This window comes from Pseudomonas sp. PME37.24/025, assembly GCF_055556615.1.
This window is the reverse complement of the sequence record NZ_JBVHNK010000387.1, coordinates 1-251: the sequence shown is the minus strand read 5'-3', so window position 1 is coordinate 251 and position 251 is coordinate 1. Positions and strand designations below refer to the sequence as shown.

The 251-nt window shown below is 71.3% G+C and carries 1 protein-coding gene; it reads left to right on the top strand.

The window, feature by feature from the left end; all coding sequences use genetic code 11:
* A partial coding sequence (locus ACZ3HH_RS30800) for a hypothetical protein (protein ID WP_465810471.1) occupies nt 1-234 on the top strand: 234 nt, incomplete at its 5' end.
* Nucleotides 235-251 lie beyond the last annotated feature (17 nt).

Sequence of the window (251 nt, the reverse complement as noted above, 5' to 3'; positions counted from 1 at the left end):
CCCGGCCGGTATCGCGGGCTGCTCCGCCATGACGTGCTCGTCGACCTGGCCGACCCGAGCCGGGTGCAGTACGTCAGCGAATGGGAGGACGAGTCCGCGCTCGTGGCTTACGCGGGCGACGACTGGCGGACGCAGCCGGTGACGTTCCCCGACGAGGAGCGGTTCTTGCGGAGGCCGCTGATGCTGCGGCACCTGGCCAGGGACACGCCGCCGCCTGTACGGCAAGAGTCGTGAGTCACCCGGCGCTGAGG